Raw genomic sequence first — 16,220 nt, forward strand, 5'->3', positions numbered from 1 at the left:
GACATTCCTTCACACCTCTACTCATCTGTTCTGATCATCGCTCCGGTCTCGTGCAGCCCCGACTGCCTCGGGCTCGGTCGGTTCCATCCCAACCTCCTGCAGCGCCTCTGCCAGCGCGTCACGGCTCGGCAGGGACTCTGGTTCAACCGTCTCCCCGGATGCCACGTAATGAAACGCCACCCGCACATCGTCCGGTCCGAGGTTCTCCCCCACCGCCGCACGACGATCCATCCACGCCAACCGGTACACCGCCAACTGCAGTGCCGCCAGTTCAGCGGATCGCCCGGTGGGCTTTCGTCCAGTTTTCCAGTCTACGACGACCCATCGTCCGTCGACCTTGAAGATGGCGTCAATACGCCCGACTACTCGGAGCCCACCGATACCGATGTCGAACGGGACCTCCACAAATTCCGGCACCCGATTAGCCCATTGGCTCTGCTCGAACTTCTCTTTGAGTTTCTCCAGGGGTACGTCTTCCGGAGTGTCCTGGCCGGCCAACATCGCCAGCTCCTCTTCATCGAGGAACATCACCGAATCAACGCGACGCTCCAACCATGCGTGGAAAGCGGTTCCGCGGCGCGCGAATCGGTTCGGCTGGAATGGCACCGGGCGGGCCCGCCTGCGCGCAAATACTTCCGGATCCGCTTGCATCGACTGATATTCACTGGTGGAGAGCTGCACCGGCATCGGCACGTCAAGAGTCTCAGCGATCCGTCGGCGCCTCTCCTCTATCAACAAGTCCACCTCATCTGCCCAGACTCGGGACAGATCACCGGTGATCGGTTCTGCGCCCTCACCGCGGGCGGCCTCTTCCATGAAGGAGACGGCGTCTTCGTACCGGTGGCGTACTCCGGTGAGTGGGTCGGTGGGCCAGGGGACGGAGCCGTCGGGAAGCAGTTCTTCTTGCTTTTCAGGTGCCTCAGGCACCTGCTCCGCCCAGGTGCCAACGGCCTCCGGGAAACGCGTCCCGAGCGCCGTCAGGTGCGCAGATGGCTTCTCCAACGCCTTCTTCGAGGGGTTCAGCACCAAGCAACCAGAGACCAGCAGCCGGCGCGCGGCACGGGTGACTGCGACGTAGAAGAGCCGCTCCGATTCGGCGAGCTCCACTGCCTTGAGGTCGGCCTTGTGCGCCTTGATTGCTGCAGAGAGCTGACCCTGATCCTCTGCTCCGGCAGCATCTAGAATCGGAGAGCCATCGAGCGCTTCATCCTCCTCGCCAATTAATTCCGGCAACAGGCGATCCGGGTTGGTGAGCCAAGTCTTCGACATCGTGGTGTCGTACACCGAATGGGTCACGTGCGGCACCGCCACCACGTCCCACTCCAATCCCTTGGACTTGTGGACGGTGAGGATCTCCACGCGATTGCCGTGGACCCTCACCCGGCCTGGCTCCAGTCCACGGTCCCGAGCCAAGGCGCGCTCGACATAACCAAGGAATCCAGCGAGATCCCCGTCCGAGCGATAGGCGTACTCCGCCGCGACATCCGCTAGGCGGTCCAAGTGAACCGGACCGGCACCTTCTGCGAGACCTTCAGCGACCTGCAATTCGATGCGCAGGCCGAACTCTTCCTCCACGTCAGAAATGATGTCCGGCAGCGGTTTACGCAGGGACCAACGGCGCAGTCGGCGCAGTTTTTCACCGAGTTCCGCGATGCGCTGGGCACCGGTCTCTGAGTAGAGGTCATCGCCAATCGCCGGGTCGGCCACGGCGTATCCGAGGCCGCTCGGAGGGGCGTCGTAGTCCTCAACGAGGCGGTCGAAATCATCGATCAGCGACTGCAGCGCACTGGCCTCTTCCGCTTCGTCATCGATGCCAGCGCGATTCCTGCCGTAGGACTCCAGCTGCCGCGAGCGCCGCGACAACGCCGCGATGTCCTTCGCACCGAGCCGCCACCTAGGACCGGTGAGAATCCGGAGCATCGCCTCATCATCGCCAGGGTCAACGAGGATGCGCAGGTGACAGAGCAGCTCCACCACCTCTGGGATTCGCAACAGTCCTCCGACGCCGATGATCTCGGAACGGACCCCGGCTGCAGTAAGTGCTTCGGCGACCGCCGTGCAGTCAGCATTGCGACGGACAAGGACAGCGGCCGAAAGCTCTCGGCCCTCCTCTTCTGCCGCTGCGAGCTCCTGAGCCATCTGCTGCGCGACCCACAACAGTTCATCTTCACGGGTCGGCAGCATCGCCAGATCGACCTCGCCAGCTGTGGCACCAGGGCGTGGGTCGAGAGGTTCCACGGTCCGCGCTTTGCCGTCGAAGGCTCGGTCAGAGACGTGGTTCGCCACGGCAAGGACCTCAGGTGGGTTACGCCAGGAGGTCGTCAGCTGCAGCGTCGGGGCTGCTTCGCCGTCGTGTGCCCGAAAGTCTTCGGGGAACTGAGTGAGGTTGGTAGCGGTGGCGCCGCGCCAGCCGTAAATGGCCTGCATGGGATCGCCGACTGCGGTGACTGCTGCGCCGGCAAACAGGGAACGCAACAGCAGGCGCTGAGCGTGGGAGGTGTCCTGGTATTCGTCGAGCATGACCACCCGGAATTTCGTGCGCTCGCGTTCGCCGACTTCTTCGACCGTCACCGCGAGCCGAGCAGCCAACGACATCTGGCGTCCGAAGGTGCGCGCATGGGCCTCGTCGAGGCGCTCCTGCAACACCGCGACCAGTGGCAGCAGCTCCAGGCGGTCCTTCTGAGCCTCGACGACCTTCACCAAATCCGAGTGCAGGTCCTTCTTCTGTCTTTTCGACGGCGGAGTCTGGCCCACCAGGTGCAGGAACGATGTTGCCTGTTCGCGCACCTCCACTGGGTCAACGAGGTTGCCGTCCATCTCGTCAGAGAGTCGTAACAGTCGTTCGGTGAGGTCATCCACGCCTCGGCGCGAATCCAGCCCGGCGCGATCGCGGACTACGTCGCGGGCGATGACCCACCGGGTCGCCTCATCGAGGATGTCGACGGCAGGTTCGGCCGGCAGCAGCAGGCCATACTCGGAGACAAGATCCCCTGCATAGGCGTCATAGGTCGACACGGTTGGTGCGATCGCTTCTAGGGCTTCGAGCACTTCGGGGGCGGCTACTCTTCGAAATGCCCTTGCTGAGGCGAGCTGGATAAGCCGGCGTCGGATGCGCTGGCCCAGCTCACGCGCTGCTTTCCTCGTGAAGGTCAGCCCGAGGACTCCCTCTGGGCGCACATGTCCGTTTGCGACGAGCCACACCACGCGAGCAGCCATCGTTTCGGTCTTGCCCGCACCGGCGCCTGCCACCACAAGAAGTGGTCCAGGGGCCGCACCAATAACCGCCGCTTGTTGGGCTGTTGGTGCGAACTTCTGCCCGAGCATCCGGGACAGGGTGATCGGGTCGATCTCCCTGCGTTCGGGCCGCTGTTGCTGGCCCGTCTCCGTCTCGGTCACATCATTCCCTTCGTTGTGGGGCACGCCAGGCGCACCATGCAGTTGTCGCACCAGGTGCCCGGTGTTGCCAGGGCGGTCGGGCCTCGTGATCCTTCGGCGGCAGCGTAAACGGTCTCCCGCCATTCCTCCAGCATCTCTGGAGTTTGTCCGGACTGCTCGCGCGTCTTTGGCGCTCCGGCAGACAGTCGGTCTCTCGGGAACACCAGATGTGCACCGCCAAGTGGCAGGCCGTCACCATCGGCGTCGGAGACAATCCGGACTGTGCCTGAGGCTTCTGTCAGCACCCGGCCCTTCGACAGCGCCAGTTGGTACGTCTTGAGCTGTGCATTGCCATCGGTCTCTTCTGCAGAGGGTGCGGAGGCACCGGTCTTGATGTCGATGATGACGTAGCGGCCATCAGCATCAGTCTGCAATCGGTCCATTCTGCCTCGAACGGTCACCCCATCGGCGACCATGACCTCCACCGGCACCTCGGTGCCGATCACAGTCTGCGCCTGCGCCCATGACCACCACGATTCCAAGGCCTCGGCCCATTCTTCCTGGATCACGGGCATGCGCCAGGCGGGTTCGTCGAGAAGCCGCGGCAATACAGATCGGAGCTCCTCCTCCACGTCTGCGTACCCCACTCCTTCATCAAGTGCCTGTGCTGCGCGGTGGAAGGTGCTGCCGAGCACAAGTGCGTCTCCGCGCGATGACTGTTCCAGCATGGTGCGCAACTGGCACTGCAACATCCTGTCGACGGTGGACGGACTTACGTTGAGCGTGCCCTCCTTGACCGGATCGTCAGTGCTCTGCTCCTCCAGTCCCCACCAGGAATCCGGGTCGGCCCCAGGGAATCCGGCCGCAGCCATCCGCTCGAGCTGAGCTGCAGCCCGGCGTCGTCTGCTTTCACCTGCGGTCGGATCCAAGGAGGCTGCGCGAAGTTCCGCAACGAGGGGTCCGTCGGACAGCACTCGCGGCGCAAGGTCTCGAGTCGCAGGCAGTTCGGGAATCTCCGAGATCTGCTCCACTGACGCAGCGGTGTCCTCGGCCGCATCGGTCACTGCAACCGCCTCGGCGTTCAGCTCCCCCAGGAAACGGCTCGGCTCACCCTCGTCATCCGGTGCGTCAACGGCAGTGACCAAAACGCTTCCCGACGATCTCGTCACCGCCACATAAAACAACCTCCGCTCCTCCGCGAGCCGTGCCGTGGTGTGCGAGACCGGTATGCCCGGAGCGATGTTTCGGTCGAGCAGATCGATCAGTTCTTGCTGACGCACCACAGTTCCGGTCGGAGACGTCGACGGCCACACGTCCTCTTGCACCCCAGCTACTGCCACGGCACGGAAGGTCCTGCCGAGCGAGGCGTGTGCAGAGATCACCGACACCGCGTCCCGGCGCACGCCACGCCGATCACGAGCACCTGTCGGCAGTTCTTGCTCCCGCACCTTCCCGATGAACGTCGGCACCGACATCATTGGTGCTTGCTCCACCAGGTCACCAGCGAAGTCGAAAAGTGTCATCACTGCATCTAAGTCACGGTCCGCAGAGGACCCCGCCGCACCGCCGCGCAACGATTCAGCCATCAGGTGATCCGCCAGGCCGGAGGCCTCCCACATCGCCCAGAGCACCATCTCCACGCCTTCGGGGATCGCCTTCCTCCCTGCGGCTAGGACTTCCAGGGGCCTCTCTAGGACCATGCGTTCGCGCTGGCCGAGCCTGGACAACAGGTCCTCATCGTCCTCGTCGAGACGCACGGCTGACAGCAGCGCGATGATTCGCTCGATTGCTCGGGTTCGTGGCTCCGCACGGCGCACGCCTCGCATCAGGCGCGTCATGGTCACCGGGTCAGCGTCACCAAAGGGTCCGGTCAGCACCGCCTCCCATTCGGATTCCTCCAGCGGTTCGGTGATCGCTCGCATCGCCAGCACCAATGCGGACACCAGGCGCTGCTCGGAGAGGATCACGTCTGTGGGATCAACCTGAACCGGCACTCCCGCACGGGCCAAGGACCGGTGCAAAGGCGAGTCCGCTGCACCAGAGCGCAACAGCACGGCCATCTCGCCCCACGGCACGCCGTCGACCACGTGCGCCCGCCGCAAGAAGTCGGCGACGGCAGCGCGTTCGGCCGTTCCGGTGGAGAACACCTCCACGCTTAACGACGCCCTCTTCTCCCCTTCTCCATCCTCCATCTCAGACCTATGGCGACCGATCGGGTTGCGATGCTCTCGCAGTCCCGGCAGTCGGTCCGCTACACCAGCGACTGCCCGCAGAACGTCACCATCGCACCGCAGCGAACGCCGAAGCAGTACCGTGCGTCCATTCGTGGCGATCGACTCGAGGTAGTCGTCAGTAGCGCCACGGAATCCTAGTACCGACTGATCCTGGTCACCGGAGACCACTGTCACACGGGCGCGGTCCGACACCGCGGTAAGCAGCCGGGCCGACTGTGGATCCAAGTGCTCAGCATCGTCGACCAACAAGACCTCGACTGCAAGGCGTTCGATCAGGCCGGGGTCACGGTCAATCTCTGCCAGTGCGGCGCTAACAAGTTCGGCAGCATTGAGGTCATTGTTGTGGGTCAGGCGAACTGCCTGCTGATAGCGGTTGAGGAATCGACCAACTGCGGTCCACTCCGGGACACGCTCGCTTTCGCCGAGTTCGGTCAGTTCGACCGCTCCAAGTCCTCGCTCCTGCGCACGCAAAATGAGGTCCCTGACCTGACGGGCAAAACCACGCATCCCAACGGCCGGGCGCAGCCGATCCGGCCACTCCTCCACGTCATCCTCGTTCTCACCCTCCAGCAGGGTCTGAATCCACGAGTCTTGCCGAGCACCAGGCATCAACTGTGGCTCGGGCTCACCTCGGCGTACCCGTGATTCACGGACCAATGCGAACGCCAACGAGTGCACCGCGCGCACCATGCCGCCAGCGCCGGCTGCCTCTTCCGGCAATCGTGCCGCCAGATCATCCCGGATCCGACCGGCAGACTCCTTCGACGGTGCGATGAACAGGACGCCGTCCGCAGGAGTACCGGCCGCCACATGTGCGATCGCAAGGTCAGTGAGCAGTGATGTTTTGCCCGTTCCCGGGCCGCCGAGCACCGCCCAGGGCGATCCCTCAAGATCAAGGCGACCATCGCCTGGAAACAGTGCTGCCGCAGGTCCGTCCCACTGCCTTGGTACGGGAGATCCCGCGGGTACCAACCGCACCCGCGGCATTCTTCGGCCGTCAGCAACATTCATGGGGCAATAATCGCACACGGGTACGACATTCCAGAGCCTGACTGGCCTCCGCCCGAATTACTCGAAGCGTGACCGGATCAGCTCCGCTGCGCGAGCGAGCCCCGCCCAGGATCCCTCGTCGGCGTCTGGGTGCACTGCATGCACGAACAACCTATACAGAACCGCGCGAACAAGAAGCTGGTTCCAGTTACGCAGATGGTCGAAACGATTCGGGAGGTCTTCGTCGGAGAGTCCCCAGGCGAGCGAATCCACCGTCGCCAGAGCTGGGGTCCAGCCCGCTGGAGCCCAGCGCGGCACGATGTCGGTGACCACTGGGGCGGCCGAGCCGTCGAAAAGCATCGTTGCTATCGGGTCACCGTGACAGACCTGCCAGTGGGTGTCCTCCAGAAGTTCACCACGCAACCGCGTGAGCTGTGCGGCCATCGACAACGACTCCGCCGCATGGGAAGTAGGCACAGACGTCATGTCCAGCACTCGCTCCAGCTCAGAGGCCGGATCCTCGGCCCACACTGCCCGATCGCAAATTCCGAACGGCTCATCAGCCGAGCGACTAAGGAAACGGGGCCGCTCCAAGCCTGCCAGTTCCTCCTCCAACCGAATGGAGGCGACAACAGCCTCATCGGCCCGAGCACTCACCACACCGGGTGTCCACTGACGTGCCTGCCAGCCACCGAGCACATGACGGCCGTCGCTGGTGCGCACCGGCTTTGCGACGGTCACTCCATACCCACCGAGCACCTCACGCACCTTCGCAGACCACGCCGCACGCTGGGCATCAGCCACCTGCGAAACCACCACATCTCCGTAGCGCACCCCGTCATCCCACACTGGGCCCGTTGGCTCCGGCTCCCCGTAGGCGCCGAAGCCTTCAACTACACGGTCTGGTGGGTGATTAGTCATACGGATAATCTACCCGGCCAAGCCCATCGGGTACGGCCACGAGTTCGCGATACAGACCGCGTCATCGTCCGGATACACCTCATTGGGATTCATCTCGTAAATCTCAGCATTCGACAGGCCGAGGGTCTGCTGCATCATCAGCGGTGCCAACACGCCATTCTCAGGGCAAGCTTCATGTTCGGCGAAGCCCAGGCGGTGGCCCATCTCGTGGTTCACCAGGTACTGGCGGTACATCCCCAGATCGCCCTGGAATGGCACCGCACCTCGAACCCAACGGGCAATATTGAGCACTACCTGGTCTGGCTCCGAGGCAGACGAGGAGGACAACCTGCAGCTGACCTCCATTTGGAACTGCTCAGCACCGCAGAGCTCACGGGCGGTGTCGGTAGAGACAAGACGGATCACAGTGTCTGGATCATCGTCCTCAGCGACGTGCTTGAAGGCGAAGGCGTCGCTGGCGGTCCATCCCCTGGGATCACCGAGCGTCGCATCAATCATCGAGGAGAACGCATCACCGCCACCGAAGGTCGAGGTGTCCACCACGTCTTCGATTTCGACGGTGTACCGAACGAAAATATCGTCACCGACGCCTACCTGTTCACCAGGAACACCGACGGTGTCAAAGTTGCCGGAGCCTTCCACAGCGAACTCAGGCCCCGGCGGCAAATCCACCAACTCCGGATCAAAGGACCCTGACGGGATCGGTGTGCCAGAAGACTGCGTCTGGGAAGTGCCGTTGACCGTAGTCGGGCCCTCCCCCCTAAACACGTCAACCAGCATCCATGCCGTAACTACGAGCAGCAAGGGCACGACGTAGGCACGCCAGCTGAGCCTCTTCAGTAGCCGGATAAATCCTGACTCCTGGCGAGGCTCTTGGTAGCTACTCCGGCGCCCACCGGCTCCACGCGTGCCGGATCCGCCGCGTGAGGATCGGTCCCCACCAGAAGGGCGGCGATGGCTGGAGTGCTGAGGCATGTCGACTATCCGAAGTTGGGGGTGACGGTCCGGCGATCCGGTTGTTAGGCGATGAAGCCAACCTTGCGCGGTGCGCTCTCGCCGAGCTGCACGTAGGCAATGTTCTCAACACGAGCGAGGTAGGTGCGGCCAGTGCCGTCGACAAGCTTGAGGACGCCAGCGCCCGACTCCAGCGCAGAAGTGATGTGTTCAGCGATGCCGTCATCCTCAACGTTGTTGATAGTGAGCTCGCGGGAAACGTCAACGAAACCAATGGTGATGTCCATGCGTGCAACTATAACCATTGGTGCAACCGGCCCGGGCACGCCTTGCGGTCTGCCCCCGGTAGAATTCGCCTGTACGCCGAAGAACCAACCGAACGGAGACTCTTCGTGGCAACGACATCGGGACCTTCATTTGCAGAATTGGGTGTGGCAGAGGAGATTTGCGACGCCCTGGACGCCCGGGGGATCCACCGCACGTTCGCCATCCAGGAGTTAACACTTCCCTTGGCGCTCGACGGCACAGACATCATCGGACAGGCCCGCACAGGTATGGGCAAAACCTTCGGTTTCGGAGTGCCTTTGTTGGATCGAGTCTTCGATGATTCGAGGGTCCCTGAGCCGGACGGCACACCCCGTGCCCTGGTGGTCGTTCCGACCCGTGAACTTGCCGGCCAGGTGCGCGAGGACCTAGAGCCAATTGCCACCGCACTGGGTCTTCGCACCGCAGTGATTTACGGCGGCCGACCGTACGACGAGCAGATCGAGACCCTGCAGAAGGGCGTCGACGTCATTGTTGGCACCCCGGGCCGCATCATCGACCTGCATCAGCGCGGCGACTTGGACCTGTCGCAGGTCGCGATCATGGTGCTCGATGAGGCGGACGAGATGCTCGATCTCGGCTTCTTGCCAGACATCGAGAAGATCCTCCTGGCAGTTCCTGACGACCGACAGACGATGCTGTTCTCCGCCACCATGCCGGGCCCGATCCTTACCCTCGCCCGCACCTTCATGAACCGGCCGATCCACATCCGTGCCGAGGCCGGAGACTCGGAGGCAGAGGTCCACGAGACCACCCGGCAGGTTGTCTTCCAGTCACATCAAATGGACAAGATCCCGGTTCTGGCCCGGATCCTTCAGGCCAAGGACCGCGGCCGGACGATCATCTTCACCCGCACTAAGCGCTCTACCGCTGCGGTCGCAGAGCAACTCGGCGAGAAGGGCTTCCTCGTCACCGCCGTTCATGGCGACATGGGCCAGCCCGCCCGTGAGCGGTCTCTCGCCGCGTTCCGAGAGGGAACGGTCGACGTGCTCGTGGCCACCGACGTTGCCGCTCGCGGCATCGACATCGATGACGTGACCCACGTAATCAACCACCAGGTTCCCGAAGATGAAATGACCTACGTGCACCGCATCGGCCGTACCGGCCGCGCTGGACATTCTGGCACCGCAGTGACATTGGTCGGCTGGGATGAACTGCCCAAGTGGCAGATGGTGAACTCCGCACTGAACCTCGGATTCCCCGAGCCGCCACAGTGGTTCTCCACCTCCCCGGAATTCCTCGAGGCACTCGATATTCCCGAAGACGCGCCAGAGACGGTCGGCCAGGCACGACCCGTGTTCGGCGCCCGCCCGCCGCGCAGCCGTGGCCCCCGCGGGGAGGGCTCCTCCCCCGCCACCCGGAAGTCCCGTCCGCCGCGCAAGCGATGAATCGCAATGTCGTAGCGGCCACCGCGGTCACGGCCGTCACCGCCCTGGTGATCGGCGTGACCTGGTACGACGCGCCCGCACGACACACCGACCAGGTGTCCACGGACCATGCGCTGCCTAAGCTGGGGCAGGCAGGTGTCTCCGATGAGGGTGCGGTCACCGGCCCTCCCGAATTGCTTAACGACGTATGGTCCACCACCGACGCCGGCCTTATTCCCCCGGCCACCGGCAATACTGCGGTGGTCGTCACGGACCAAGACGGGATCCGCGGAGTAGACCCCGCGACCGGCGAGACCGCCTGGTCGTATCACCGAGACCTCCCGTTGTGCACCGCAATGGTGTCCGAAGACCAGGCCATAGCAGTGTTCCTCGGCCAATCCGGCTGTGCTGAGACGACCTCAGTGCGTCTCTCTGACGGCGAGTACAACGCGACACGCAGGTCGCTGGCACCCACTGAGGTTTTGCCGTTGGTCTCGGACCGCCGCGCCGGTATTCATTCCCTGCGGATGCTCGAACTGTGGCGCGGTGACCTGGTGCGGACCATCGAGTTCGGGGAGGTGGAGTCCTCTGCTGAGACGGACCATCAGGCATACCTCCACTGCGCGATCACCGACGCCGCCACCCGCGGCGAAACTCTTGCCAGCATCGTCGAGTGCCCGGGCGACGAAGAGTCGATCCTGATCATTCAGGACAGCGACCCCGACAGCGCCGTCGAGCCAGAGATCACTGCCGAAACTCCGGTACCTCATGGGTCCCGGCTCACCTCCGTGGGCGATTCGGTCGCGGGGTACGTCTCTGACGGCGAACTCTGGGTAGCCGGGTCGGAAGGCTCTGCGCATCGTTTGCTCGAGGGAGTTGACCAACCCCCGGCTGCCACACCCCGTGGGGACCGCACGGAGCTGGACCTGCACACCCTTTGGTTCAACGGCTCCGAACTCATCGCACTGACTCAGCCCTCTCTGCATGAGCGGTTTCGTGTCCCTGATGCGATCGGCACCGGCGATACCTGGGGCGACCGCGTTCTGGTCCCCGTACCGGAGGGCATAGCGGTCGTGGACTGGCAAGGCGAGACCGAGCGAGTCATCCCCGTGAACCGCGAAAACCCGGACGATCAGCCAGATCAGTCCGGGCGAGTCGACATCCGAGTTATTGGGGACACGGTCGTCGAATGGCGTGACGGCGCGGTCGTCGCACTGCGACAGGCTTAAGCGAAGAATTAGCGGCCGGCGTTGTAGTCGTCTTCCGCCCAGTTCATCGACTTGGTGTTGAGCATCATGTACAACTGCGTCGCTGCTACCGCAGCGGTGACGGCGCCTAACTGCCAGGCTCCGGAGGAGAACATGTAGAACGCCACACCCAACAGACTGATGTTGAAAGCAACGGTGATTCCTCGACCCATCCGTCGGCCCTTCAGAACCGAGATCGCTGCAGCCAGGATCATGCCGAACAGCAGGAAGAACATCAGTCCGGTTCCCCACCCGGAAATCGCCGCCAGCTGATCCTGGAAGCCCAGGATGTCGTGAATGACGAGGTACACACCCACGCCGAGACCAAGGACCGCCTCCACGACGGCGATCCACCCTCCGATAAGAAGGGACCTCGGCGCGGAGGGAAGCGGTTCTGTGCGGTTACTGGCTGTGCTCACAGTGCTCAAGCCTAACGCGGGTCAACCCGTCGATCACGATCAGGCTCCCGCCACATTCACCCTTTCGGGCGTGGGCGGGGCGTGAACGGCAGATCAGAAGAAGACGAGCCAGCAACCCGCGCCGACGAGAAGGAAGACGGCACCGAACAACAGTGATGCCTTTTCCTGCGGTGTGCGCTCCTGAGGTGCGTACTGACCTTCCTCAGCCATCTGCTCGCCTTCGGTCAGATCGGCCTGATCCTCAACGTGGGCATCGGCGGGATTGATCTCACCGGCCGGGTGGTTGTCAGTTGCACTCATTAATTCACTCCGAGATTCGAAAATTCATGGACGAGAGTCACCGCGAGGATGACAAAGACGAACGCAATGAACCAGGTGTACAGCCACTTGCCGCGGTGGTCCGTCTTCCAGAATCGACGCAGGCTCATCACGCCGTTCACAAACGCGAACAGGCACAGAGCCACACTAATCGGTGTTGCGAGCACACCCATGAAGCTGATGAGGGGGACCAAGATCGGGATCGCCACATAGGAAATGATGCAGCGGACTGCGGTGAACACCAACGCCAATCGGAAAGCCCGGTGCGCACCGAGCACTTCCTTCTCATCCAGTTTATCCACCTTCTTGATGCGCAACAGACGAAGCATGAAACGGTCTGCCGGCTTCACTGCCGTTGCAGACCCCTTGGCAGCACTAGTGGCAGTGGAGGATGCGTCACGGCCAACTGCCGCATTTTCAGCGGCAGCATCAACGGTCGAGGCACCTGGGCTGGTTGACGTCATACAGCAGAAATTACCACCGACGGCACCCCAGATGAACTCCCCAGGACCAAGGGCGGCCCACCCGGAGGAGCATTGGAAGGAGTGGGGTGCGACTGCGAACTGGCATCAGATTTGGAGCCTGAACACACAAGAGACGCTCTAAAAGCGCCCTATAGCGCACCAAGTGGCACAGCTCCAAAAAAGATTTGCCACCAAGACTGCCGGAAATTCACCACCGCCGGCACGGCGGCTCCACCCAAAGGGGGCGATTTGACAACTGCCCGGATAGTGTCATTACGCAGGACTTATTTGGATACCCTTAGCCGCTCGTCTGCGAAAAACCCCTTTCACCTGCAGAGGTAACCTCCCGTTCACCCCGATGTGACCTCTCGCACTTTTTCCAAAATACCTCTTCCCAAAGAGTCTCGGACATGTCATCATTCCTTCAGACCGCAAGGGACGCCCTGAAGTTTGGGTCCGAGATAACGGACCTTTGAACTCTGCAGCTCGCCCCTAGCCACCCCCACACCACCCCTCCGGATTCACGCGCGTTAGTGCAAGGATCACGGAAATTTGTCATGCACTACCCAGACTATGAAGGAGTTTCCATGGATTGGCGCCACGAAGCTATCTGCCGCGAAGAGGATCCCGAGCTGTTCTTCCCGGTCGGCAACTCCGGCCCGGCACTGGCCCAGATCGCAAAAGCCAAGGTTGTCTGCAACCGTTGCCCCGTTACCTCCCAGTGCCTCGCATGGGCTCTGGAGACCGGCCAGGATGCTGGCGTGTGGGGCGGAATGTCCGAGGACGAGCGTCGCGCGCTGAAGCGTCGTCGTAACCGCGGCCGCACCCGTCGTACCCGCACCACTGTTTAATTCCCCACCGATGACCCGGTAATATCCGTTCAGTTACACCTGTCCGACTATTACTAGGAGGCTCTCATGAGCAAGCGTGGCCGCAAGCGCAAGGATCGCCGCAAGAAGAAGGCAAACCACGGTCGTCGTCCCAACGCTTAAGCGATTGGACGCGCACCCAGGTGCATTGCCCACAGCGTGGGCGAACAGTTAACCCGGAGTCAGGAAATAATCCTGCTCCGGGTTTTCTGTGCGCTCAGGCACCGCACGGGTTAAGAGACAAAATGTGGTGGGAGCAGTGACCTCTGAGCGTGCGCCGAACACCCTCCAGTCGTTGCGGTATCCGAGTTCGCTGTGCAACATCTACAGGGGATTCGGGCTATGCAGATGGGTGCCTGTGGCAGGTGATCAGCGAGCGCCCGCTTGTCGTAGGCGGCGGTACTGCGCACTTTTGGGTGTGTGTGCAGTTCAGCTAGTGCTTTGAGACCGTCTTTCCAACAGTCTCTGCCTGCTAACCACGTGGCAAACCAGAGGGTAGTCACCGCTTCGGGTGAGCCCCCACCAGCCTTTCAGGCTAGTTAATGCGGTACTGCGTACGCGTGTACGTCACCCGGATCTCCGAGGTGATGCGAGCGCGGAGGGTATCCGGAGCCTCTTCGCAGCAACAGCGGCGCAAAGCATTGCGCAGAACCCGGTCGGACCGGAACTCGTCCATACATTCGGGACAGGACTCGAGGATCGCCTCGACTTCACAGCTGGCGTCGGCAGTACAGTCCCGGCTCAGCAGGACTAGTAGTCGCTGGCGCATGTCCTCACAGGACTCCTCATGAGTGCAGTTTCCGCTCTGGTGGTTCACTTCGGCTCCTCATCCGGCGTCTGGTTCTGCTGACGAAGGAATCCTCGATCCTCCGCCACTGAAGTCAACGACTCCCGGAGCTTTTTTCTTCCACGATGCAGCCGAGACATCACGGTTCCGATGGGAGTGTCCATGATTTCGGCGATCTCCTTATAGGGCAAACCCTCCACATCGGCGTAGTACACCACCATGCGGTAGTCCTCGGAGAGGTCCATCAGTGCGGTGCGGATCTCGTCGTCGGGAAGCAGATCGAGTGCTTCCACCTCCGCAGAGCGCAGTCCCGTGGACTGGTGGGAGGCTGTCTCGGCGATCTGGTAGTCCGTGATCTCCTCGGTGGCGTACTCGGCCGGGCGGCGCTGAGCCTTGCGGTAATCGTTGATGTACGCGTTGGTGAGAATCCGGTACAGCCATGCCTTGAGGTTGGTGCCCGGCCGGTAGGAACGGAAGCCCTGATAGGCCTTCACGTACGCCTCCTGCACCAGATCCTCGGCATCCGCAGGATTGCGGGTCATCCGCAACGCGGCACCGTACAACTGGTCCAGTAGGGGCAGGGCGTCCCGCTCGAAACGCTCGGCGAGATCCTGGTCGGTCTCGTCGGTGCGGGGTGTCCCGGAGGTGTCCGTGGTCATGGCAGCTGAGTCTACCGGTAGGGGTACAACTGGTTGCATGGCCAAGAAGCGAAAGTCCGGCGGGGCTGCCGCCACTCCCGCCATCGCCGCGTGTGCGGAGGCTGGGATTAGACATGAGGTGCACACATTCGACGCCGGCACCGATCATTTCGGTGACCATGCAGCAGAGGCGTTGGCGCATCAAAGCGTGGTGCCAGAGCAGATCTTTAAGACACTGGTCGTGGAAATCCACGGCGGTGCGATGGCACGGCCGCAGCTCGCTGTCGCAATACTGCCGGTGCCCCATCGTCTATCGCTGAAGAAGGTCGCCTCGGCACTGGGCGCAGCCAAGGCTGAGATGGCAGATCCTGGCAAAGCCGAGCGAAGTTCTGGGTACGTCACCGGGGGGATCTCCCCGATCGGACAGAAGAAGGCGCTGCCTACGGTGATGGATGCCTCGGCACTTGAGCACCCGACTGTGTTCGTGTCTGGTGGCAGGCGCGGACTGGATATCGAACTCAGTGCTGCGGACTTGGCCACGCTGACAGGTGCAGTCTCCGCGCAGATCATCGCTTAGTCGTTTTAGACGGGGCCGTTCAGCAGTTCCGGTCCGTCATTGCGGATGTTGCCAACTGCTGGGTCGACTTCGCGGACTTCCAGTGGCTCCAACACCGCATTGTCGACCGGTTCCCGAAGCGCTGACACCTCCTCTGGATCGCCCCATAACCAGCTTGCGCAGTCCTCTGGCGCGAGGATTCGTGGCATTCGGTCATGCAGCCACTCAATCGGAGAGCCCTCCGAGGCGGTCGTCACGATGGTGCAGGAATACATGTCTTCCCACGCAGTCCAGAGTCCGGCAAAGAACACTGGCCGGTCAGAGAACGATGCGTAGTACGGAACCTTCTTCCCTTCTGCATTGATATTCCACTCGTACCAACCATCAGCAGGCACCAGGCACCGACTGCGCTTATACGCGTCGCGGAACGCAGGCTTGGAGTTCACCGTCTCACCGCGCGCATTGAACCATGGCGCCTTAGGGACCTCCTTGGCCCAATGCGGGATGAGTCCCCACCGGGCGCCGATGAGGGAGGTGCGGGAGTCGGAAACGGGGGCGTCAGGAAGCTGCTCTTGGAGCTTTTCGGTCGGCACAATGATCTGCACCGGCTGCGTCGGGCCGACGTTAAAACGAGGCGGCGCCTCAGCCCGGACCTCAACGGGGCGAAGGCCCGGCACCTCCGCGACCTCCACGGCGAGTTCCTCACCGACGGTAAATGACACGAATCGTCCACACATGACCCCATGATCCCCGGAAA

The 16,220-nt window shown here is 62.5% G+C and carries 16 protein-coding genes; 5 read left to right on the plus strand and 11 right to left on the minus strand.

From position 1 onward, the window contains the following. Window positions 1–21: 21 nt before the first annotated feature. The 5 genes from YWU_RS0103345 to YWU_RS0103365 all read right to left on the minus strand — a co-directional run bounded on the left by YWU_RS0103345 (window position 22) and on the right by YWU_RS0103365 (window position 8,761). Window positions 22–3,396 carry an ATP-dependent helicase gene (locus tag YWU_RS0103345; RefSeq protein ID WP_051259975.1) on the minus strand — a complete coding sequence of 1,125 codons (3,375 nt, stop codon included), beginning with the start codon at window positions 3,394–3,396 and terminating at the stop codon, window positions 22–24. Then, window positions 3,393–6,587 (minus strand): ATP-dependent helicase, encoded by a 3,195-nt coding sequence (locus tag YWU_RS0103350; protein ID WP_169718873.1) that lies wholly within the window; start codon window positions 6,585–6,587, stop codon window positions 3,393–3,395. The genes YWU_RS0103345 and YWU_RS0103350 overlap by 4 nt, the downstream gene beginning before the upstream one ends. Before the next feature lie 90 nt (window positions 6,588–6,677). Next, entirely contained in the window at window positions 6,678–7,520 is an 843-nt protein-coding gene (locus tag YWU_RS0103355) for a TIGR02569 family protein (RefSeq protein ID WP_027019349.1), read from the minus strand. 9 nt (window positions 7,521–7,529) lie between these two features. After that, a complete protein-coding gene (locus tag YWU_RS0103360; RefSeq protein WP_084141685.1) occupies window positions 7,530–8,495 on the minus strand; it encodes a DUF3152 domain-containing protein in 966 nt (321 codons plus the stop codon). Window positions 8,496–8,539: 44 nt separating this feature from the next. Then, window positions 8,540–8,761: a DUF3107 domain-containing protein gene (locus tag YWU_RS0103365; protein WP_027019351.1), complete on the minus strand. Its 222-nt coding sequence runs from the start codon at window positions 8,759–8,761 to the stop codon at window positions 8,540–8,542. Window positions 8,762–8,866: 105 nt separating this feature from the next. Between YWU_RS0103365 and YWU_RS0103370 the strand changes: the two genes are divergently transcribed. Together YWU_RS0103370 and YWU_RS0103375 are read left to right on the plus strand one after the other, a co-directional pair. After that, the gene (locus tag YWU_RS0103370) at window positions 8,867–10,186 is read left to right on the plus strand and encodes a DEAD/DEAH box helicase (RefSeq protein ID WP_027019352.1); all 1,320 of its coding nucleotides are present in this window, start codon (window positions 8,867–8,869) and stop codon (window positions 10,184–10,186) included. Further along, window positions 10,183–11,394, plus strand: a complete 1,212-nt coding sequence (locus YWU_RS0103375; RefSeq protein ID WP_027019353.1) for an Rv3212 family protein — start codon at window positions 10,183–10,185, stop codon at window positions 11,392–11,394. The genes YWU_RS0103370 and YWU_RS0103375 overlap by 4 nt, the downstream gene beginning before the upstream one ends. Window positions 11,395–11,402: 8 nt before the next feature. Here the strand turns inward: YWU_RS0103375 and YWU_RS0103380 are convergent, their stop codons facing one another. The 3 genes from YWU_RS0103380 to YWU_RS0103390 all read right to left on the minus strand — a co-directional run bounded on the left by YWU_RS0103380 (window position 11,403) and on the right by YWU_RS0103390 (window position 12,613). After that, entirely contained in the window at window positions 11,403–11,831 is a 429-nt protein-coding gene (locus YWU_RS0103380; protein WP_156892696.1) for a hypothetical protein, read from the minus strand. Window positions 11,832–11,924: 93 nt separating this feature from the next. Next, on the minus strand, window positions 11,925–12,131 hold the full coding sequence (locus tag YWU_RS0103385; protein ID WP_027019355.1) for a hypothetical protein: 207 nt from the start codon (window positions 12,129–12,131) through the stop codon (window positions 11,925–11,927). Continuing rightward, window positions 12,131–12,613 carry a hypothetical protein gene (locus tag YWU_RS0103390; RefSeq protein ID WP_240484043.1) on the minus strand — a complete coding sequence of 161 codons (483 nt, stop codon included), beginning with the start codon at window positions 12,611–12,613 and terminating at the stop codon, window positions 12,131–12,133. Before YWU_RS0103390 ends, YWU_RS0103385 begins: the two co-directional genes overlap by 1 nt. Before the next feature lie 587 nt (window positions 12,614–13,200). Here YWU_RS0103390 and whcE point away from each other — a divergent pair. Both whcE and YWU_RS18900 read left to right on the plus strand, forming a co-directional pair. Further along, complete coding sequence (whcE, locus tag YWU_RS0103395; protein WP_027019357.1) at window positions 13,201–13,464, plus strand: WhiB family transcriptional regulator WhcE; 264 nt, start codon at window positions 13,201–13,203, stop codon at window positions 13,462–13,464. Between the two features lie 66 nt (window positions 13,465–13,530). Further along, window positions 13,531–13,605 carry a 50S ribosomal protein bL37 gene (locus tag YWU_RS18900; RefSeq protein ID WP_374957137.1) on the plus strand — a complete coding sequence of 25 codons (75 nt, stop codon included), beginning with the start codon at window positions 13,531–13,533 and terminating at the stop codon, window positions 13,603–13,605. A gap of 412 nt (window positions 13,606–14,017) precedes the next feature. Here the strand turns inward: YWU_RS18900 and YWU_RS14935 are convergent, their stop codons facing one another. Then, complete coding sequence (locus YWU_RS14935; protein ID WP_051259979.1) at window positions 14,018–14,299, minus strand: hypothetical protein; 282 nt, start codon at window positions 14,297–14,299, stop codon at window positions 14,018–14,020. Then, a complete protein-coding gene (locus YWU_RS0103405; protein ID WP_027019358.1) occupies window positions 14,296–14,928 on the minus strand; it encodes a sigma-70 family RNA polymerase sigma factor in 633 nt (210 codons plus the stop codon). Before YWU_RS0103405 ends, YWU_RS14935 begins: the two co-directional genes overlap by 4 nt. A gap of 37 nt (window positions 14,929–14,965) precedes the next feature. Between YWU_RS0103405 and ybaK the strand changes: the two genes are divergently transcribed. Beyond that, the gene (gene ybaK / locus YWU_RS0103410; protein WP_027019359.1) at window positions 14,966–15,484 is read left to right on the plus strand and encodes a Cys-tRNA(Pro) deacylase; all 519 of its coding nucleotides are present in this window, start codon (window positions 14,966–14,968) and stop codon (window positions 15,482–15,484) included. 5 nt (window positions 15,485–15,489) lie between these two features. Here ybaK and YWU_RS0103415 read toward each other — a convergent pair whose 3' ends face one another. After that, on the minus strand, window positions 15,490–16,200 hold the full coding sequence (locus tag YWU_RS0103415; RefSeq protein WP_027019360.1) for an SOS response-associated peptidase: 711 nt from the start codon (window positions 16,198–16,200) through the stop codon (window positions 15,490–15,492). Window positions 16,201–16,220: the final 20 nt, after the last annotated feature.

It is taken from the genome of Corynebacterium sputi DSM 45148 (genome assembly GCF_000427865.1).
Taxonomy (GTDB): domain Bacteria; phylum Actinomycetota; class Actinomycetes; order Mycobacteriales; family Mycobacteriaceae; genus Corynebacterium; species Corynebacterium sputi.

Bases quoted from the DNA above. Each gene is read 5' to 3' on its own strand.
- YWU_RS0103355 (WP_027019349.1), bottom strand. From the start codon at position 7,520: ATGACTAATCACCCACCAGACCGTGTAGTTGAAGGCTTCGGCGCCTAC.
- YWU_RS0103360 (WP_084141685.1), bottom strand. From the start codon at position 8,495: ATGCCTCAGCACTCCAGCCATCGCCGCCCTTCTGGTGGGGACCGATCC.
- YWU_RS0103365 (WP_027019351.1), bottom strand. From the start codon at position 8,761: ATGGACATCACCATTGGTTTCGTTGACGTTTCCCGCGAGCTCACTATC.
- YWU_RS0103375 (WP_027019353.1), top strand. From the start codon at position 10,183: ATGAATCGCAATGTCGTAGCGGCCACCGCGGTCACGGCCGTCACCGCC.
- YWU_RS0103385 (WP_027019355.1), bottom strand. From the start codon at position 12,131: ATGAGTGCAACTGACAACCACCCGGCCGGTGAGATCAATCCCGCCGAT.
- YWU_RS0103390 (WP_240484043.1), bottom strand. From the start codon at position 12,613: ATGACGTCAACCAGCCCAGGTGCCTCGACCGTTGATGCTGCCGCTGAA.
- whcE (WP_027019357.1), top strand. From the start codon at position 13,201: ATGGATTGGCGCCACGAAGCTATCTGCCGCGAAGAGGATCCCGAGCTG.
- YWU_RS0103405 (WP_027019358.1), bottom strand. From the start codon at position 14,928: ATGACCACGGACACCTCCGGGACACCCCGCACCGACGAGACCGACCAG.
- ybaK (WP_027019359.1), top strand. From the start codon at position 14,966: ATGGCCAAGAAGCGAAAGTCCGGCGGGGCTGCCGCCACTCCCGCCATC.
- YWU_RS0103415 (WP_027019360.1), bottom strand. From the start codon at position 16,200: ATGTGTGGACGATTCGTGTCATTTACCGTCGGTGAGGAACTCGCCGTG.